The organism is Pedobacter frigoris, assembly GCF_005116445.1.
In the GTDB taxonomy this organism is placed as follows: Bacteria; Bacteroidota; Bacteroidia; order Sphingobacteriales; family Sphingobacteriaceae; genus Pedobacter; species Pedobacter frigoris.
Genome location: NZ_SWBQ01000003.1, coordinates 592379 through 612474, shown reverse-complemented (window position 1 = coordinate 612474; position 20096 = coordinate 592379). Strand labels below are relative to the sequence as shown.

Genomic DNA, 20096 nt, shown 5'->3' with positions numbered 1-20096 from the left:
GAAGAGATTATTTAGCCACATCGATTGATTTTCAGTGTGATAGCGGGAGCGTGTAATCAAATAATGTATGTTGCGATGAATATTGTCATTTTTTTATATTTTTATCGACTGCATATTTGATTGATTGGCGGCAGATGCTTGATGATCATGATAATTTCATCACAAATGAAAAACGCAATTTAACCAAATGAAAAACTACAGAATTTATATAAATAATAACACGCTGTTTATTGCGGATGAGCTCCCTAAGCAGGTTAATAAAATTCAACAGCTAGATGTAAAGGATTTTGATTTTATAACTTTTTATAAGAATTTATCTAAAGTTTCTGAAAAGCAATATATTCTGTTAGATCCAGATCCTAAAGAGATTTTTAAAAGGCTGAAAAGGAGCTGTGATTTAATTAAAGCTGCAGGCGGATTGGTGAAAAGCGACAAAGGGAATTACCTGTTTATTTTTAGAAATAAAAAGTGGGATTTACCAAAAGGCAAAGTGGAAAAAGGGGAGAAGATGAAAGAAGCGGGTCTTCGTGAGGTAGAAGAGGAGTGTGGTGTTAAAATACATACCAATGATGAAAAAATATGCAAAACTTACCACGTATATACCCTGGGTGCTAAGCTAGTGCTCAAAAAAACGAATTGGTACAGCATGACTGTCAAGGGTGAACCTAAATTGATCCCGCAAAAAGAAGAAGGAATCACCAAGGCAACCTGGTTAAATAAAACAGAATTAAAACCCGTTATTAAGAATACCTACCCTTCAATTATACAGGTATTAGAGGAAGGAAAGCTTCTTTAGGCTAAATAACCACCAACAAGCTTAAGCTTTTAGAAAAGGAATGGCCTGTTTAGGTAAGAATTGGCTTACATCTCCGTTATTACGTAGTATATCCCTGACGATCGTTGAACTGATCGCAGAATATTCAGGTTTGCTCAGGATGATTATAGTCTCTGCTTCCGGCATCATGGTCTGATTGATCTGAGCAATTGCTTTTTCATATTCAAAATCAGCAACAGAACGGACTCCCCGCACCATGTATTGAGCATTTATCTTTTTACAGAAATCTACTGTCAGGCCTTCATATAACTGAACTTCTACATTGTCATAATCTGAAAAGACTGTTTTTACAATTTCTTCACGTTTTTCCGCCGATAGAAAACTCTGTTTTGAGCTATTTAGCCCTATGCCTACTACAATTTTGTCAAATAGCGGTAGTGCGCGGGTTAATATGTCAACATGAGCTATGGTGATCGGGTCAAATGAACCTGGAAATAATGCTATTTTCATACCTAAAGGTTGCTGGATTTTTCAAAAAAGCTAAAAGATGAATTTCCGTATCTCCTGGTTTCTTTAAAGCCGGGAAGGTTATTCATTTTTAATAATGAAGGATGCTCTACGATGAGCAGTCCATTGTCGGTCAGAAGGTTATTTTTTATAACCAGTTCCGGTATTAATGGGATAGTGGGCAAATTATAAGGGGGATCAGCAAAAATTATCTGATAAGTTTTACTATGCTGCTCTAAAAATTTAAATGCGTCTGCTTTTTGAACATGAATTTCATTTAGCTGATGTTTTTCAATGACAGATTTTACCCAATATATACAGCCGGAATGTTTATCAACAGCCGTTACCTTTTTTATTCCTCTGGATGCAAATTCAAAACTAATGTTCCCTGTTCCGCAAAATAAATCGAGTACTTCGCATTCTTCAAAATCATAAGTGTTGTATAAAATATTGAAAAGTGCTTCCTTGGCCATATCTGTGGTAGGCCTTACAGGTAAACTTTCAGGAGCATTGAACCTGATGCCTTTTAGTCGTCCTCCGATTATTCGCATAGGTCGAGGGCTAATAAGCTGCTGTAGTAGTGTGCAGGCATGTCTTCTAAAATTTTATCGTTTTTAGCATCAGCAGCGCAGAAGCTTATGGTTTTAAAGTATTTTGCCAGACAAGTATGGTTTGCATCATTTTCATGAATGATACCAATGAGGTGAATTTCTGTTTCCGTAGCGTTTATCTTTAATTGATTGATGATAAAAAGTATATAATAATTGAGCTCTTCACTGTTTTCGATCTGGTAATAGTTTTGGAATATCAGTTTTTCATCTTTAATGTAAAGAACATTAAAGGATGTTGCACTAAAATCCAGTAGCAGAGCGGTGTTTTTTTCTTTAGCCAGTGCGTGTAATGGAGCTGTATGGTCAAACAATTTCCCATGTGCCAGGGAAGATGTTAATGTCTGGTCAACAAATTTACTCAAGGTAAAAATAGAGGTAAATCCAAAGCTACTTGCAGGTTGTATATAGAGATTCAATCCCTGATCATCGTCAAAATAATTGGTATATTTGTTTAAGTTATCAGTGTCAAAGAGTTCATTGGGAACAGCAATCGAATTTTCTGTGTATACTGAAATCTTGATTTCCTTAAAAGGAAGCATTAAATAGCTATCGGATTTAATTTTATTTGCAAGTGTCTGTATGGTATTGGAACATTCTTGTTGATCATATACTGCTTTTATCTCATTCGATCTTTTATCTATTATTGCGTAAGAGAGGCTGTCGGCAGTAATTTTAATTAAAAGGTTACAGTTGTCTGCAGTATTTGGCTCAAAATCAGGATCAACCAATAATATGCTATTTTTGCTGTTCATGTTAACAAAATTAATCCTTTTTTCTATAACATCACCATTGCATATTTGTTAAATGGATAAAGCTTCAATAATTGCGGGATGCTACCAGTTTACGCCAACAGCAGAACAGCTTGATTTTTGCCGGAAGATGGCAGCTTTTTTATCGAAGGAGCTGGATGGACAATGCTTTATTTTAAAAGGATATGCCGGAACGGGTAAAACTACTTCAGTTGGGGCCCTTGTAAAAGCATTGCCGAAATTTGCTTTGCGTGCTGTTTTGCTTGCTCCAACAGGTAGGGCAGCAAAAGTGATGAGTAACTATACCGGCAGGAAGGCGCTTACCATACACAAAAAGATCTACAGGAAAAGATCTGCAGTAGGCACAGATATGTCTTTTCAACTCGCACCCAATTTAGCTGAGCATACCTTGTTTATCGTGGATGAGGCATCAATGATCGCAGACGAATGGAATACCCAAAGTGGATCATCACTATTAAGAGACCTGATGGAGTTTGTTTATAACAGGAAGAATTGCGCTGTGGTGTTTGTGGGAGATACCGCACAGCTTCCTCCTGTAGGCAGTATTGACAGTCCGGCGTTAAATAAAGAGTATATGGCGCAGCACTTTTCAGTTAGCTTGCGTGCGGTTGAGTTGAAAGAGGTGGTACGTCAGGAAAAAAAATCAGGTGTATTGGCCAATGCGACAATGTTAAGAAAGCTGATTAACGATGGAGAGGAAAAGGATGAAGGAGAGCAGATCGCACTTCCGAAATTTATAACTAAGAACTTTAAAGATATTTTCAGGATGACAGGTGTAAAGCTCGTCGAGGGTTTGGAATACGCCTATAATAAGTTCGGAATAGAAAATTCTCTGGTGGTATGCCGGTCTAATAAATCTGCAAATGTATATAACCAGCAAATCAGGGCCAGGTTGCTGTACCGTGAAGAAGAGTTGACCGGCGGGGATCAGATCATGGTAGTCAGGAATAATTATTTTTGGCTTCCTGATAACGAGTCAGCGGCATTTATTGCAAATGGAGATATGGCACGTGTAGTAAGGGTTCGGCGGATTGAGGAGCGGCACGGATTCCGTTTTTGTGAGGTAAATCTCGAATTTCTGGATTTTCCTGATGCGGGTGTAATTACATGTAAAGTTATGCTGGATACGCTGACGGCTGAAACTCCTAATCTTTCATTTGAACAGAGTAACAAACTTTTTGAAAGCTTAAATGAAGATTACTCGCATATATCCAATAAGAAGGAAAGGTTTGCAGCAATTAAAGAAGATCCCTATTATAATGCGCTTCAAATCAAATTTGCATATGCCGTGACTTGCCATAAGGCGCAGGGGGGACAATGGGATGCAGTTTTTGTAGACCAGGGATATTTAACAGACGAAATGATAGACCTGGACTTTCTCAGGTGGTTGTATACTGGCGTGACACGGGCAAAAAGAGAATTATTTTTAGTAAATTTTGCGACTAACTTATTTTCTTCTCCTGCTGAAGAGCAATTTTAAAATATTAAAAAACTGTAATTATGAGATTCGCATACTCTGTTAAGCAAAAAATGAAAATCGCTGTTCTACTATTTTGCATCATGGCATGTTCAATATTGATTAGATTTTTGGAGGATAAGAGTGTGAAAAGCATGAATGAGTCATTTATTTCTTTATACAATGACCGGCTAATACCTGCTACTGATCTTTTTTATGTTGCTGAATACGTAGATCAAAAACGTAGTTTGCTGGAAGATATGCTTTATTCATCCTCTGAGACCTCCTTTAATTTTGAAGGTTTAGGAAGAAACTTAAACAAGGTCAACACGTCGATAGATTCTCTGATCCTGGCTTATGAAAAAACTTACCTGGTAAAGCAGGAGAAGGAAAACATCGCGCGACTGAAAGCAAATTTAAATGCCGTTAAAAATATTGAAACACAAACAGTAAGCATTGTTAAAAGCCAGGGGCTGGAAAAAGCAAGAAATGTGCATGAGCTGATGGGGAGAAAAGCATCGGGTGATATTATAAAAGGCTTGTCTGAACTCATGCGCATACAACGTATGGTTGGTGCTGAACTTACAAAGGATACTGAATTCATGGTTTCCGGTAATAAACTCTACTCAGCCTTTCAAACTGTGCTGGCCATCGTCATAGGGATTTTGATTGTAGGTATAGTCTTTACCTCTAATGTGGTTAACATCAGAAATGATAAGTTCAATTTGAATTAGGTGCTGGCTAACGGAATTGAAATTATAAAAGTTGTTCCTTTATTTTCCTGACTCTCGACAGTTAAGGTGCCGTGGTGCTGTTCTATAATGTCTTTTGAAATGTGGAGTCCAAGACCCATTGATTTTTCTCCATTGAGGCCTACTCTCCCAGCTTTTGAAAACTGATCAAATAATAAGTGCTTTAAAGTATCCGGAATGCCTATCCCAAAATCAGAAATGCGGATTTGGACTTTTTCTGGCTTTGTACATACTTCAATGTTTATAGGGGTATTTGGAGGAGAAAACTTGATTCCATTGCCAATTAAATTGTCTATTACCCTTGTGAATTTTGAAGGATTGATGTTTGCTGAGACGGTGTTTTGGTCAGTATTAAAAATGATTATTCTTGTTCTGTCTGTATTTGTCAGCCATGTATTTTGAATACCCCTCAGAAAACCGATCAATTCAACTTCCTGAACTTTTAGTGCCGTCTTTTTCTCCTGAACTACTTCAATAAGGTCGTTGATAATATGTTTTGCATGCTGAGCGGAATTCAATATGAGCTGTACTTCCGTTGCATCAGGATGATTTTCTTCGGTAAGAATAAGCGCGCTGAGCGCTTCAATATTGTTGAGCGGATTTCTAAGATCATGTGCAACAAAACCAAGTATTTCGCCTTTTTGATGATTCAGGTTCTGTATTTCTTCATTTCTTTCTTCAAGCTCTTTTAATTGTAAGAAATGCTGTGATTTAAAATAGTAACCATATCGGGAGCAGGTGAACAATACAAAAGCAAGTATTCCGGACGTGGAAATATTTAAAAATATTTGCTGGGTATTCTCAGTTGTAAAACTGAGTGTTACCACAAATAAAAATATTATAAATAAGGCTGTAATGGTGATATAGGCCAGTTCCAAAGCGAAAAATATACTTATCATTACGATTCCGATCAATACAACCGATAGGTTGTTTTTGGTATTATGTGTAGAAAAAATATAACTGACACTATAACACACACCTAACAAAAACAAGGTAAAAAGAAGGGTGAACATATTCCTTTTCAAGGCACTTAGCTTCCGGTTTTTTAACGCGGCGCTGGATAAGATTAAAAACAAAAAAGAGCCACATATCTGAACAATGTTACTCAGACTGTATTCTTCATATCTGGGTATTGTAATGATATCCTCGTAAAAAAAGAAAGAAGCGAATCTTATAACTGAAGAGATACATAATAAAACCGTGCTTAAAATCTTAATGTGCCTGATATTTATGAAGCTGTAAGTTTCTTTAAAGTCAACAGAATACTTTTCTGGTGTTTTGTATTTATAAAGGTGGAACAATTTGCGTTTTTAAACGTAAAATTAAAGAAAGGAAATGAACTTCTATATTAATATCTTATTTTTGTTGAAAGTACAATCTATGACCGCAATTCTAGCCTTCAAGTTTAATGACGCTTTTTTATTTAAGTTTTTAAAATTTGGTGTGGTTGGTTTTTCAGGGCTTATAGTAGATTTTAGCATAACCTGGATTTGCAAGGAGAAACTTAAAATTCACAAATACATTTCGAGCTCATTGGGCTTTGTGGTTGCAACGGGTACAAATTATACCCTCAACCGCTACTGGACTTTTAATAATCATAACCCAGCGACAATTATTCAGTTTGGGAAATTTTTTGTGATTTCACTCGTAGGGCTTGCTTTGAGTAATATTTTAATTTATTTGTTAAACGACAAATTGAAATGGAACTTCTATGTAGCAAAAGCCTGCGCTATTGTAATTGTATCCTTATGGAACTTCTTTGCTAACTACTTGTATACTTTCACAGGATAATCCTATTTTTAACGCATAAACTCAATTTCATGTTGCAAACAAAGAGAAGTTCGGAACAACTGCTATTATTTTTTTTAGTGCTCTGGACGGTAATTAATATTGTACAAGCCGCTTTTGTTGAACTACATGCTGATGAGGCTTATTATTGGATGTATTCCCGTTTTATGGACTGGGGATATTTTGATCATCCTCCAATGGTGGCTGTATTTATCAAATTAGGAGATGCTTTATTCCGCAATTCCTTAGGCCTTAGGTTAATAACTGTTGTTTCGAGTGCGCTTTCGGTTTATTTATTATGGAAAATCGTCAGTAGGTACACACAAAATTTTCAGCTTTTTGCTTTATTATTTAGTGGCGTGGTATTGTTTCATGTGTATGGGTTTATCACCACACCTGATTCACCACTGTTCTTTTTCAGTATTTTGTTTTTTTATGTCTATCAGCGTTATGCTGAAGAAGATAAAGCCAAATGGGCATTGTTACTGGCTTTGATAATAGCTTGTCTGCTGTACAGTAAATATCACGGCATATTGGTGCTCTTTTTCACTATTATTTCTAATTTTAAATTGCTGAGAAGGCCTTCCTTCTGGATGATTGTTGTAGTTTCAATTTGTGCATTTTTGCCGCATATTATGTGGCAGATTAACAATCATTACCCTTCTTTTTATTATCATGTGATAGACCGGAATGCCGATTTTTATAAATTTAAATTTACGTCTGAATACGTGCTGGCGCAACTTGCACTTGCAGGCCCGCTGGTAGGTTGGTTTCTTTATAAATCTGCTGTACAGCTTAAATCTTCTGATGCCTTTATCAGGGCTGTTAAGTTTAATTTTTACGGAGTATTTGTTTTTTTTCTATTCAGCACCTTTAAAGGAAGGGTGGAAGCGCATTGGACTTTGCCTGCTATGCTTTGCTTGTTTATTCTTGCTTATATAGAGATAGGGCGTAAACCTGTTCCGAAATGGCTTAATTATCTGAGCTTAGCGAATATTGCCCTGATCATTTTAGTAAGGCTTATACTGATCTTTCCTATAGATGCATTGATGAAAGTAAAAGTTATTGCCTATTATTTTGGTACAAAGAAATGGGCTGCCCAGATTAAAGACAAAGCAGGAAACTATCCTGTTATATTTACCGATTCATTTCAGATTCCCTCCCGATATAATTATTATACTTACAGTACTAGGGGATTTGGGTATGACAGTAGGTACTACAGAAAAAATCAGTATGATATTTGGCCTTTAGAAGACAGCATAAGAAATAGAAAAGCATATTATGTATTGTCTCAGAGTCATGGAGAAAATGTTAAGCAAGATACGATTGCTACTGATAAAGGATTATTTTATGGCCTCTGGATTAATAAGGTGAGGATGTATCAAAAAGTTACGGTGAGGCTTTCTGAGGTTCCTGAAGAGTGGCAAAGAGGGGAAACAAAGAAAGTGACCTTGGAAATTACTAATCCATATCAGGAACCGGTCTCTCTTGGTAATGCTGGCGAAGAATGGAAATGCATTCTGGAATATGGCTTTAAAATGGATGGAAACTTTGTCTATTTTAAGACATTTACAGCAGATGTTTCTCAGCTTGTTATTAAGCCTCATACTACAGTGCGGGTACCCGGGATGCTGGAAGTGCCAAAAGAAACAGGAAAGTATAAACTGATTTTTTCGGTTAGAACTGAACCTTTTTCAGGCGGGCGGAACAGCGGTATGATTACTGCAGATGTAAAATAGCTCTTGCTGACAAAATTAATTTAACATATTTTAAAACTAAACAAGCCACTGGCATTTGCGAGAAAATTAACGTTTGTCTAATTTTCGCAAATAAAAATTAGGTCCTAAAAATGGAAGAAACAAACATGACTGAGCGTTCATCGTACGGAACTGATATCCGTGCTTTGAATGAAATGATACAGAAGGAGAGTGCGTTTATAGATCTCCTTTTTATTGAAATGGATAAAGTGATTGTAGGCCAGCGCTATATGGTAGAGCGACTGCTGATAGGCTTGCTGGCAGACGGGCATATTCTGCTTGAAGGTGTACCTGGACTTGCAAAAACACTTGCCATCAACACGCTTGCAAAAACAATAGACGCAGGATTTAGCCGGATTCAGTTTACACCTGACTTACTGCCTGCTGATTTATTGGGGACGATGATCTACAATCAGAAAAAAGAGGAATTTGTAGTCAGAAAGGGTCCTTTATTCTCTAATTTTATTCTTGCAGATGAGATTAACCGTGCACCTGCAAAAGTACAAAGTGCTTTGCTGGAGGCCATGCAGGAACGTCAGGTGACAATAGGGGACAATACGTTTCCGCTTCCCAAGCCCTTCCTGGTATTGGCAACACAAAATCCGATAGAACAAGAAGGGACTTATCCGCTTCCTGAGGCTCAGGTAGACCGTTTTATGCTGAAGGTAGTCCTTGGATACCCAAAAAAGGAAGAAGAAAAAAGAATTATGCGGGCGAATATAGCGCCAGAGGGAATGGCTAAACCAAATGCAATACTTCATCCGGATGATATCATCAGAGCCAGGAAAATAGTGAGAGAGGTTTACATGGATGAAAAAATTGAGCAGTATATTATTGATATCGTTTTTGCGACACGTTTTCCTGATCAATATAGACTAGCCGATTATAAAAATCTGATCAGTTTTGGTGCATCTCCAAGAGCAAGTATCAATATTGCCCTGGCTTCAAAAGCTTATGCTTTTATCAAGAGAAGAGGTTATGTAATTCCAGAGGATGTAAGGGCGGTTTGCCACGACGTGTTGCGCCATAGAATAGGTCTGACCTATGAAGCGGAAGCCGAAGATATCACGACTGAAACCATCATTACCGGTATATTAAATGCTGTTGAAGTACCTTAATATAGATTCTTTTTAGAATTTCTATATGGGCAGTATAATTTCATTCAGATATTAAATATGGATACTAAAGATCTCTTAAAAAAAGTAAGAAAGATTGAAATCAAGACCCGTGGGTTGAGTAATCAAATTTTCTCCGGAGAATATCATTCTGCTTTTAAAGGCAGGGGGATGGCTTTTAGTGAGGTTCGTGAATACCAAATGGGCGACGAGATCCGTACGATTGACTGGAATGTAACAGCGCGCTTCAATCATCCTTACGTAAAGGTGTTCGATGAAGAAAGGGAGATGACTGTGATGTTGTTGGTTGACGTAAGCGGATCAAAAAGCTTTGGAACACAAACCCAGCAAAAGCAAGACCTGGTGACAGAACTATGCGCAGTTTTGGCTTTCTCAGCTATACAAAATAATGATAAAGTCGGCGTTTTGTTTTTTAGCGATCAGGTAGAGAAGTTTATACCCCCAAAAAAGGGCAGAGGACATATCCTGATGATCATTAGGGAACTGATCAATTTTAAACCAGAACATAAAGGTACTAATATAGCTCAGGCACTACAGTACTTCAATAGTGCCATAAAAAAGAGATCCACAGCTTTTTTAATCTCTGATTTCATGAGTGATACCTTCGAAAATGAGCTTAAAATAGCCAATAGGAAGCATGATTTGGTGGCACTGAGGATATTTGATATTCATGAAGAAGAGTTCCCTAATCTGGGATTGATCCCTGTGCAGGATGAGGAAACAGGTCAGCTGGAATGGATCAATACTTCTGATGAGAAAATACGGCATGCTTTTAAAACAGCTGCTTTAGAAAGAAATGGAAGGCTGGATATTCTTTTCAAAAAATCAGGAGTGGATTATACAAAAATCGGGACACATCAATCGTATGTGAAGCCGCTGATGACATTATTTAAAAAACGGGAAGCCAGAAGGTAGACATGAAACTATATTTTAATTTTTGCTGGTGCTTACTTTTATGCTTTACCTGCTTTATCGGCAAGGGATATGCGCAGCAGGTTGCGGTAGAAGCCAAACTTGATAAAAGCACCATTGCTTTGGGCGATCAGACCATATTGCGTTTAATAGCAAGATTACCAACTGCTCAGCAGATTAGCTTTCCAACACTGACAGATACCATCTCTTCAAAAATACAGATTGTTGAGATCGGGAAAACAGATACACTTAAAGATACATCTAATCCTGCTGTTCATACCTTAAGCAGGTCTTATGTAATTACTTCATTTGATGCAGGCATCCAGGTAATACCCTCATTTGTATTTCAAACTAAAGGTGCAAGTTTCAGCACAGTTTCAATGCCGCTGGAAGTGAAATCTGTGAAGGTTGACACGACCAAAGCGATCTTTGACATTAAGCAACCTATAGCTGTATCGTACACATTGATGGATTGGTTGAGGGACAATTGGCATTGGGTGGTATTTGCTGTAGTTTGTTTGCTGATGCTTGGAGGAGCCTTGTACTATTATATGAAAGTGCGAAAGGTAAAGCCCGTGCAGGTAATACAGGAGAAACCGGCTGTTCCGCCACATCTTATTGCTATGGAGAAATTGAAGGAACTTAGAAATAAGAAATTATGGCAACAGGATGCCATCAAGCAGTATCATAGCGAACTTAGTGATGTTATACGTGAGTATCTGGAAAAAAGATATGGCATCAGTGCGCTTGAGCAGACTTCCGATGAGATCCTTTCCGGTTTGAAATCTAGGGAAATAAATGAAGAGGACAGGAATATACTTAGACAAGTATTGCAGCTTGCTGACCTGGTGAAATTTGCAAAGGCTACGCCATTAAATACAGAGAACGAACTGAGTATGAATAATGCAATTAGCTTTGTGACGCGTACAAGAGTATTGAGTCCGGTAGTTGAAAATAAAACTGATCAACGAAATGAAAGTGTTTAGCGGAATTGAATTTGCCAATCCAGGATTCTTTTGGTTGTTGATCATTGTTCCCCTAATGGTTGGATGGTATGTTTGGCGCAGTAAAAAATTGCAGGGATCTCTTAAGATGTCCTCTGTGCAAGGATTTTTGAAGGTTAAGAGGAGTAAATTAAGCCATCTAAGACATTATAGCCTTGTGTTCAGGTCACTTGCGTTAATTGCCCTGATTTTTGCGCTGGCGAGACCGCAGTCTGCCTTAAGCTGGCAAAATTCGACGACAGAGGGGATTGACATTGTCATTGCTACGGATATTTCAGGAAGTATGCTTGCGGAAGATCTGAAGCCAAATCGTTTAGAAGCAGGTAAAAATATTGCTATAGATTTTATAAAGGACAGGCCAAATGACCGTATTGGTCTTGTAGTTTTCAGCGGAGAGAGCTTTACCCAATGTCCCCTTACTATAGACCACGATGTACTTATTAATTTGTTTAAAGACATTAATAATGGAATGATAGAAGACGGTACGGCGATAGGGATGGGATTAGCCACTGCTGTAAACCGTTTAAAGGACAGCGAAGCCAAAAGCAAAGTCATTATATTGCTTACTGACGGTTCAAATACAACAGGTTCTATACCTCCAGTTACGGCTGCTGAAATAGCAAAACAAATGAATGTGAGGGTGTATACAGTGGGTGTCGGGACAAGGGGATATGCCCCTTATCCTGTAAAGACGCCTTTTGGTATCCAGTACCAGAAAGTCCCGGTTACTATCGACGAAGGTGTGCTGAGTAATATTGCAAAGATCACGGGAGGAAAATATTTCAGGGCCACAAATAACGAAAAATTAAAGGCGATTTACCAGCAGATAGACCAGTTGGAAAAAGCAAAAATTGCGGTGACTCAGTATCATAAAAAAACAGAACGATTCCTGCCATTTGCAGTGTTGGCACTTGTGTTTTTATTGTTAGAGTTTACATTAAGAAATACATTGTTTAAAGGAGCATTAACTTAATCATATGTTACGTTTTGCATATATGGAATTTTTATGGGGCCTTGCAGGAGTTCCTTTGCTGCTGATCTTTTTTTTGGTGATCAGGAGATGGAAGAAAAAGGCGTTGGATTCTTTGGGTGACAGAGATACGGTGAGGAAAATGATTCCGGAGGTTTCTTTCGGTAGGCCAGTTTTAAAGTTTACGCTATTTTTAATTGCATATAGCACACTGATTATTGGGCTTGCTGATCCACAGATCGGGACAAAAATAGAAGAGGGTAAAAAAAGCGGGTCTGATCTGATGATCCTGCTGGATGTATCAAATAGTATGATGGCTGGTGATCTGGCTCCGAGCCGATTGGAAAATGCGAAACGGGCCATATCGCAATTGATTGACAACTTGCATAACGACCGTATTGGTATCATTATTTTCGCCGGAGAGGCCTATGTACAATTGCCAATTACAACAGATTATTCTGCAGCCAAACTATTCCTTAATAATATCAATACCAGCATAGTTCCTACACAGGGTACGGCTATAGGAGCTGCAATAGATATGGGAATGAAGTCATTTGATTTTGTAAATGGTACAAGTAAAGCGATGATCCTGATGACTGACGGTGAAAATCATGAGGATGATGCTTTGGCCGCTACAAAAAATGCAACTGCTAAAGATGTTTCGGTGCATGTAATAGGTCTTGGATTGCCAGAGGGAGCACCCATTCCGATTTATAAAAATGGTAGTCCTGTTGGATTTCATACTGATGAAAATGGGAAGACTGTATTGAGTAAACTGAATGAAGAAATGTGTAAGGAAATTGCGAACGCAGGAAATGGAGTTTATGTGAGAGCTACCAATGCAAATAGCGGACTTAACATTGTCAGGGATCAAATAGATAAAATGCAGAAGAAAACATATGATAGTAAGGTATTTAAGAACTATGAAGATAGGTTTCAATTTTTTATCGGCCTTACATTTTTATTGTTAGTGCTGGAATTCTTTATTTCCAGTAGAAGAAATCTGAAGTTGAGTGAAGTGAACTTGTTTGAAGTGAAGAAATCATGAAGCAATTAATAATTATCATTTGCATTATGTTGCAGGGTTTTGTGCTTTTTGCACAAAAGGAGAAAAAGTATGTTCATAATGGCAATAAGTTATATGAACAGCAAAAATTTGCTGAAGCAGAAAAAAGTTACAGACAATCTGTAGAACATTCAAAGCAATCTGTTGAAGGTAATTTCAACTTAGGAGACGCATTGTATAAACAAAAGAAGTTTGATCCCGCTATTCAAAAGTTTACAGAAATTGCCAGTTCTTCAAATGATAGAGCTGTGAAAGCACAAGCATATCATAATTTAGGAAATTCTCTTTTAGAATCTAAGAAGCTTGAAGAAAGTATTGATGCGTATAAAAAATCGCTGATCAATAATCCTAAAGATGATCAAACCAGGTATAACCTGGCTTATGCACAGGAAAAACTGAAACAGCAGCAGGATCAGCAAAAAAAGAACGATAAGAATAAAGACAAGAATAAAAAAGATCAGGATAAGGATAAGCAGGATAAAGATAAAAACGACCAGGATCAGAAGGATAAGGATCAAAAGGATAAAAATAAAGATGATCAGCAAAATGGCCAGAAACCACAACCTGATAAACTATCTAAGGATGATGCAGAACGTATGCTTGAGGCTCTGAATAATGAAGAAAAAAATACACAGGACAAGCTTAAAAATAAGAAAGCTAAAGGTGTAAAAGGTCGGATTGTTAAAGATTGGTAAGTAAAAAGTATTTGTTATTTTGGACAAAATGAAACATTATATATTAACGTTTTTATTGCTATGGAGCAGTCTTTTGCTGGCCAATGATCCTATTAAAATTACAGCAACAGTCAGTAAAAATCCAGTAGGTACAGGTGAACAATTTGAGGTTAGTTTCACGGTAAATGGTAACATAGAAAAATTTAGTCCACCTGATTTTCGGGGCTTCCAAGTTTTGGGTGGACCAAACCAATCATCGAGTGTAACTTCTATTAACGGGAATACTTCTATGAGTATGTCATTGAGCTATGTACTTGTTGCAGAAAGAACAGGAGACTATACTATAGGGCCTGCAATAATTCAGGCGAATGGTAAACAGTTAAGATCTAACTCAATTAGGATGAAGGTTGTGAAGGGGTCTTCTGTCCCCCAACAACGTCAATCAGGAGCATCCGGACAACCAGATCCTCAGGTTTCTCAAGCCGCGCCCAATGTAGATATATCCAAGAGATTGTTTATCAGGGCCGTGACCAATAAGTCGAATGTTTATCAGGGCGAGCAGCTTGCAGTAACGTATAAACTGTATACAAATATTGAACTGGTAGATAATGCATTAGATAAGCTTCCGGATTTTAATGGTTTTTGGAGTCAGGAGATAAAAAATAACAACCCAAACGTCCAATGGGAAACGGAAATCCTTAATGGTACTAAATATAGTGTCGCCACGCTGAAACAAATCATTTTATTTCCTGAGCGATCAGGAAAACTTACGCTGGATCCTTTAGGGATGACTTTTCTGGTACGTGTACCTGTTCCTTCGAATGATCCATTTGAAATGATGTTTGGTGGATCTTACAAAGATTTAAAACGCAAAATAAAAAGTCAGCCTGTAACCATTAATGTAAAGCCTTTACCAGAAACAGGAAAGCCAGAGGGCTTTGAGGGAGCGGTGGGTAATTACTCAATGGAGGCTGCTATAGACCGGTCGGAACTTAAGGCTAATGAATCGCTGAACTACACGATCAAAATTTCAGGATCAGGAAATCTTAAATTATTGAAAGCCCCTGAACTCACTCTTGCAGCTGATATTGAAAAATATGATCCAAAAGTAAATGATAAAATTACAGAAACCATTAGCGGTGTTTCCGGCAATAGAGATTTCACCTATTTATTGATCCCGAGACATGAGGGAAACTATGCGATAGCGCCATTCAAATTTTCTTATTTTAATCCTTCGACACAACGATACGTTGTCCTGAATTCCAAGGGATTTGATCTTAAGGTGGCAAAAGGTGCACCCGGGTCAAATGTTACTGCTTATTCAGCTGGACAACAGGATGTGAAGCTTCTGGCTAAAGATATTCGATACGTAAAGACTGATAACCTCAAACTGAGCAGATCTGGTGAGGGATTTAGTGGCTCTCCTTTATATTATGTGTTACTGGGTACTGGTCCGGTTTTATTTTTATTTGCACTTGGATATCGTAAATGGTATCGTGAAAATAACGCCGACTATATTGCCGTAAAAAGTAGGAATGCAAATAAAATAGCTAATAAACATTTAGCGATGGCTAATAAGCAATTACAGTCGGGAGATAAAAAGTTATTTTATGAGGCTATTTATAAAGGTCTGTATGGTTACTTAAGCGATAAACTAAATATAGCAGCGGCGGATTTGAATCAGGAAAATATTGCATTTCAGTTGAAAGTCCGGGGAGTGAAAGATGAACTCATAAATCAGTTGTCTGAAACCATTGATTTGTGTGAAATGGCAAGGTATGCCCCTGTTTCTGGTATTTCGGAAAAAGAAGTGTTTGATAAAGCTAAAACTATTATTAATGAGATCGAAACAAATGCATAAACATAACATCTGTTTACTACTGTTAGTACTGATATTCCCTTTGTTTTCAATGGGAAATAATAAAGCTGAAGACATATTTTTAAAAGGCAATAAGGAATATGCAAACGCTGAATACGAAGAAGCGCTAAAAACTTATCAGCAACTGCTCGATGAGGGCTATGAATCTGCGGATGTCTATTTTAATATAGGCAATTCAAATTATAAGCTGGGTAACATGTCCTCAGCAATATTGAATTATGAAAAGGCACGTAAACTAAATCCAGGAGATGAGGATATTGAGCTTAATCTACAGTTGGCAAACCTAAAGATTACAGATAAAATTGAGCCAGTTCCTGAATTTTTCCTTGCGACCTGGTGGAGGAATATTGTGCTGTTTTTCTCAGTGTCTGCGTGGTCTGTACTTGGCGTTGCAGGTGTCACGCTGGGGTTTCTGTTGCTGATTGTTTATTTATTTGCTCTAGTGCTCCCCATAAAGAAATCTGCATTCTACATAGGAGTTTGTCTGATTCTTATTGGAGTATTCAGTATCATCATGTCTGAAATGCAACAAGGTTATTTCAGCCGTCATCAGGAAGCTATTGTTTTTGCAGGAACAGTGAATGTCAAAAGTGGTCCGGATGCATCTCAAAAGACCTTATTCGTCATTCATGAAGGAACTAAAGTCAGTATTAAAAGTAAGAATCAAAATTGGATTGAAGTAGAGCTGCCGAATGGAAATATTGGATGGATCAATTTAACTGATGTAAAAGAAATTTAGCGAACTTTTCAGTTCGCTTTAGGTTCCGATTTTCCATTGTGACAAGTGACGCATGAAACTGCTAAGAGCGCTTTTCCTTCTTTTGTTTTTTCATCGTGGAAGTACTTCTTATTAATTTTGGCCGTCATCCGCATCATGTCTCTGGCAATTTCTTTTTCCTTTTTTTCGTCGCTGGCAAAGTCCATTTTCTTTGGATCATCTTTTTGAGGTGAATGGCAAAAATTACATCTTACCCCAAGAGCGGAATTAAAGCCCCGCATTAATTTTTCAAGGTCTTGGTGGCTGATGTTTTTTGGCAAAACCTTCAGGTTTTTCGCCTTTTGTTCCTGTTGCTTTGGCATAAATGCACTCAGCATTCCGACAGTTATCATCAGGCATGATAAGGTGAGTGTTTTTTTATACTGCATGGGTCGTGTGTTTGATAAAACAAGATAAAAAATCGTAATCATAAAAAGCTATGTTTACTGTATTAAAATTGTTTTATAACACATAAAATACCCAAGATAATTGTGCCGTATGGCCCCGTCCCTTATTTCTTTGCCACTTTTATTTTTAAACTTCCCAGGCCTGTTTCATTACCCCTAAAAAAGTTTCGGGAGATTGCGCGCCGGATACCGCAAGTTTCTGATCAAAAACAAAGAATGGAACACCTCTTACACCTATGTTTTGAGCAGTTTGCTCATCATTGCGGACCTCGTCAGTAAAATCAGTGCTTTTTAACATGGTGTCAATGATAAATTTGTCAAGTCCGATGGAAGTGCCAATTTCCATAAGGGTGGTGTGATCGCTGATGTCTTTTCCTTTGGTAAAATAGGCGTCAAATAAACATTCTTCTATCTGATCACCCAAGCCTTCAGTCTTAGCGAGTTGGATAAGCCTATGGGCATCGAAGGAATTGGCAACAACGGAAATATCCAGATGGAAATCCAACCCGACTTCTGCGGCTGTCTCGGTTACATTCTGATGCATTTCTTCTGCCCATTCTCTGGATCTTCCATACCTGTTGGCCAGGTAATCCACTGCATTGGCCCCAACGATTGTTTCAGCATTTGGATCCAATTCAAAGCTATGCCATTCTATTTCAACCTGATCTTTATGTTCAAATTGTTGTAAAGCAGCTTCAAATTTTCTTTTTCCTATATAACAAAACGGACAGCGTACGTCCGACCAGATATCTACTTTCATGGTGGCAAATGTAGATGCTTATGTTTTATAAGCACAGGTATTTATATGATTATGATTTTGAGGTGATGTTTTGACTCTTTAAGGTTAATTAATGTTTATTTTTTCCTATTTTACATCATGAGTTTTTTGACGGCCGAATGGAGAAAACTGGCTATAGCCAATTATGTTATCGATAAGGACTTGCTGATACCTTATTTGCCTGTGGGGACTGAACTGGACTTATGGAATGATACCTGTTATGTTAGCTTGATCGGTTTCTTATTCAAGAACACCAAACTGCTTGGTTTTAGCATTCCTTTCCATGCAAATTTTGAAGAGGTAAACCTCAGGTTTTATGTTAAATATAATGACAATGGAATTTGGAAAAGAGGAGTCGTTTTTATAAAAGAGATTGTTCCAAAATTTGCATTGTCTGTGGTAGCCAATACCATTTATAATGAAAATTACGAAGCAATGCCGATGTCCCACAGCTTAACAGAGGTGGATGAAGGGCGTGAAGTAATATACAAATGGAGGTATAAGAACCAATGGCAGGGTTTTGCTGTGAAAGCACACAGGGCTTTATCAGAAATCCTTCCTGGTAGTGAGGCGGAATTTATAACCGAACATTATTGGGGATATGCAAGGTATAGTGATCTCAAAACAAATGAGTATGAAGTGAAACATCCAAAGTGGGCACAATACAATGTAACTAGCTTTGAGATTAATGTCGATTTTGAGTTGGTTTACGGCACTTCATTTGCATTTTTAAACGAACAGCAGCCATCTTCAGTAATGCTTGCGGAAGGCTCAGAAGTTTCAGTTGAAAAAAAGAGAACCATCATTTAGAGCGTACAAAAAAGATTTAACTGATCTTTTTACCAGTCATCTTAAAAATGATGAACATTACAATAGCTGAAAGGGCAATCAGGATCAGATAGCTGTAGTTTAGGTTATATTGATCTTTGGCCGGTATGAAAAGTATAATGCAATAACTTAAAAAAGAAACAATTACGTAATTAATGCCCCCTGTAAGTCCGCTTGCAATTCCTGCATTTTTCGGAAATCTGCTCAAACAAAAAGTAAAAAAACTATTGAAAGTATAGCCTGAGCAGGCGTGGATCATAAATGCGAAGAAAATCATAGAATATAAGCTGGCTGCGAAGCCTGTATATATAAACATGAATATGCCAAAGAGCAACTGTATACTCAAGTTGACAATCAGCTTTTTATTGAAGGGTTTGTTTATAGTTGACTTGCCAATGAAACCACCAAGCATTACTGCTGCGCCTAATATCAGCGAGCTATATCCAGCCACTATCGGACTAAGGCCCAATCGGTGTTCTATGATAAACGGGCCTGTCATATTGTAAATCATTACCATGGAGTAGGATAGACCCAGCATCACAATTCCTAGTGTGAAGCTCGCAGTACTAATCATTTCCTGATAGACGGTGCTGATAATTTTTATGTTAAAAGGCATCCGTTGTTTTATGGTTTCTCCGCTAAATATCAATTCCAATATAAATATGATGACTGCAAAACCTGCCAGGAAATAGAAATTAGCCTGCCATCCAAAATAATTCTGGAGGTAACCTCCCACAAAAGGTGCGATGATTGGTGCAGTTGCCCATATAATTGAAAACATACTGAGGTAATGTTTTAATTTATCTCCGGAAAATACATCTACAAAAAAGGCCCTCTTGGATACAACAATAGCGCCTACGGTGATGCCATGGATAATTCGCATGGCATATATAAGATATATGCTTGAGGTATTCGCAATAATAATACTGGCTAAAGCAAAGACGAGGAGACTGATCAGATTAATCTTGTATCTGCCAAAGCTATCTAGTAAACTTCCAACAAATAACTGTGCTACACCATAGCTAATCAGGAATAAACTGAGGGTCATTTGTACCTGTATATCGCTTACTCCCAGAGCAGCAGCCATACTCGGAAGCGAGGGGATATAAATATCTGTTGCGAAACCTGAGAGCGGAATTAGTGTAAAAGCCAATACTGTGGAAATGCCTTGGTGCTGTTGTTTCAACGTTTTTTTACGATTCAAGTTAAGGTAGTTTTGAGCATTCAAAGTTAGTTTTTAGAGATCCTATTGTCGGAATCTTTTAAGAC

At 37.7% G+C, this 20096-nt stretch carries 21 protein-coding genes; 14 read left to right on the top strand and 7 right to left on the bottom strand.

The window, feature by feature from the left end:
• Positions 1-187 precede the first annotated feature (187 nt).
• Positions 188-796 (top strand): NUDIX hydrolase, encoded by a 609-nt coding sequence (locus tag FA047_RS13470; protein WP_136836575.1) that lies wholly within the window; start codon positions 188-190, stop codon positions 794-796.
• 21 nt (positions 797-817) lie between these two features.
• Here the strand turns inward: FA047_RS13470 and coaD are convergent, their stop codons facing one another.
• From coaD to FA047_RS13455, 3 genes are read right to left on the bottom strand one after another with little or no spacing between them, the layout of a single operon-like run.
• Entirely contained in the window at positions 818-1285 is a 468-nt protein-coding gene (gene coaD / locus FA047_RS13465; protein ID WP_136836574.1) for a pantetheine-phosphate adenylyltransferase, read from the bottom strand.
• A 2-nt stretch (positions 1286-1287) separates the two neighbouring features.
• The gene (locus tag FA047_RS13460) at positions 1288-1833 is read right to left on the bottom strand and encodes an RsmD family RNA methyltransferase (protein ID WP_136836573.1); all 546 of its coding nucleotides are present in this window, start codon (positions 1831-1833) and stop codon (positions 1288-1290) included.
• Entirely contained in the window at positions 1824-2645 is an 822-nt protein-coding gene (locus FA047_RS13455; RefSeq protein ID WP_136836572.1) for a DUF3822 family protein, read from the bottom strand. The genes FA047_RS13460 and FA047_RS13455 overlap by 10 nt, the downstream gene beginning before the upstream one ends.
• 52 nt (positions 2646-2697) lie before the next feature.
• Here FA047_RS13455 and FA047_RS13450 point away from each other — a divergent pair, with 52 nt between their 5' ends.
• Both FA047_RS13450 and FA047_RS13445 read left to right on the top strand, forming a co-directional pair.
• Positions 2698-4143 carry an ATP-dependent DNA helicase gene (locus FA047_RS13450; protein WP_136836571.1) on the top strand — a complete coding sequence of 482 codons (1446 nt, stop codon included), beginning with the start codon at positions 2698-2700 and terminating at the stop codon, positions 4141-4143.
• A gap of 20 nt (positions 4144-4163) precedes the next feature.
• Complete coding sequence (locus FA047_RS13445) at positions 4164-4853, top strand: MCP four helix bundle domain-containing protein (protein ID WP_136836570.1); 690 nt, start codon at positions 4164-4166, stop codon at positions 4851-4853.
• Here FA047_RS13445 and FA047_RS13440 read toward each other — a convergent pair.
• Complete coding sequence (locus FA047_RS13440) at positions 4850-5770, bottom strand: sensor histidine kinase (RefSeq protein ID WP_169304405.1); 921 nt, start codon at positions 5768-5770, stop codon at positions 4850-4852. The genes FA047_RS13445 and FA047_RS13440 overlap by 4 nt on opposite strands.
• Before the next feature lie 481 nt (positions 5771-6251).
• On the opposite strand from FA047_RS13440, the gene FA047_RS13435 reads away from it, so the two are divergent.
• The 10 genes from FA047_RS13435 (at position 6252) to FA047_RS13390 (ending at position 16796) form a co-directional block, all read left to right on the top strand.
• On the top strand, positions 6252-6662 hold the full coding sequence (locus tag FA047_RS13435; protein ID WP_136836568.1) for a GtrA family protein: 411 nt from the start codon (positions 6252-6254) through the stop codon (positions 6660-6662).
• 29 nt (positions 6663-6691) lie between these two features.
• Complete coding sequence (locus FA047_RS13430) at positions 6692-8398, top strand: ArnT family glycosyltransferase (protein ID WP_136836567.1); 1707 nt, start codon at positions 6692-6694, stop codon at positions 8396-8398.
• 110 nt (positions 8399-8508) lie between these two features.
• Positions 8509-9534 carry an AAA family ATPase gene (locus FA047_RS13425; RefSeq protein WP_225872732.1) on the top strand — a complete coding sequence of 342 codons (1026 nt, stop codon included), beginning with the start codon at positions 8509-8511 and terminating at the stop codon, positions 9532-9534.
• Between the two features lie 57 nt (positions 9535-9591).
• Complete coding sequence (locus FA047_RS13420) at positions 9592-10467, top strand: DUF58 domain-containing protein (RefSeq protein WP_136836566.1); 876 nt, start codon at positions 9592-9594, stop codon at positions 10465-10467.
• Positions 10468-10469: 2 nt separating this feature from the next.
• Positions 10470-11450 carry a hypothetical protein gene (locus tag FA047_RS13415; RefSeq protein WP_136836565.1) on the top strand — a complete coding sequence of 327 codons (981 nt, stop codon included), beginning with the start codon at positions 10470-10472 and terminating at the stop codon, positions 11448-11450.
• Positions 11437-12441: a vWA domain-containing protein gene (locus FA047_RS13410; protein WP_225872731.1), complete on the top strand. Its 1005-nt coding sequence runs from the start codon at positions 11437-11439 to the stop codon at positions 12439-12441. Before FA047_RS13415 ends, FA047_RS13410 begins: the two co-directional genes overlap by 14 nt.
• A 4-nt stretch (positions 12442-12445) precedes the next feature.
• Positions 12446-13486, top strand: coding sequence for a vWA domain-containing protein (locus FA047_RS13405; protein WP_136836564.1), 1041 nt, complete (start codon positions 12446-12448; stop codon positions 13484-13486).
• Entirely contained in the window at positions 13483-14199 is a 717-nt protein-coding gene (locus tag FA047_RS13400; protein ID WP_136836563.1) for a tetratricopeptide repeat protein, read from the top strand. Before FA047_RS13405 ends, FA047_RS13400 begins: the two co-directional genes overlap by 4 nt.
• Positions 14200-14227: 28 nt before the next feature.
• Positions 14228-16039: a BatD family protein gene (locus FA047_RS13395; RefSeq protein ID WP_136836562.1), complete on the top strand. Its 1812-nt coding sequence runs from the start codon at positions 14228-14230 to the stop codon at positions 16037-16039.
• Positions 16017-16796: a tetratricopeptide repeat protein gene (locus FA047_RS13390; RefSeq protein WP_225872730.1), complete on the top strand. Its 780-nt coding sequence runs from the start codon at positions 16017-16019 to the stop codon at positions 16794-16796. Before FA047_RS13395 ends, FA047_RS13390 begins: the two co-directional genes overlap by 23 nt.
• Before the next feature lie 8 nt (positions 16797-16804).
• On the opposite strand, the gene FA047_RS13385 is transcribed toward FA047_RS13390, so the two are convergent.
• Together FA047_RS13385 and FA047_RS13380 are read right to left on the bottom strand one after the other, a co-directional pair.
• Positions 16805-17245: a c-type cytochrome gene (locus FA047_RS13385; RefSeq protein ID WP_225872729.1), complete on the bottom strand. Its 441-nt coding sequence runs from the start codon at positions 17243-17245 to the stop codon at positions 16805-16807.
• Positions 17246-17348: 103 nt separating this feature from the next.
• Entirely contained in the window at positions 17349-17981 is a 633-nt protein-coding gene (locus FA047_RS13380; RefSeq protein WP_136836560.1) for a DsbA family oxidoreductase, read from the bottom strand.
• Between the two features lie 117 nt (positions 17982-18098).
• Here FA047_RS13380 and FA047_RS13375 point away from each other — a divergent pair, with 117 nt between their 5' ends.
• A complete protein-coding gene (locus FA047_RS13375) occupies positions 18099-18809 on the top strand; it encodes a YqjF family protein (RefSeq protein WP_136836559.1) in 711 nt (236 codons plus the stop codon).
• A 16-nt stretch (positions 18810-18825) separates the two neighbouring features.
• Here FA047_RS13375 and FA047_RS13370 read toward each other — a convergent pair whose 3' ends face one another.
• A complete protein-coding gene (locus FA047_RS13370; RefSeq protein WP_136836558.1) occupies positions 18826-20031 on the bottom strand; it encodes an MFS transporter in 1206 nt (401 codons plus the stop codon).
• Between the last annotated feature and the right edge of the window lie 65 nt (positions 20032-20096).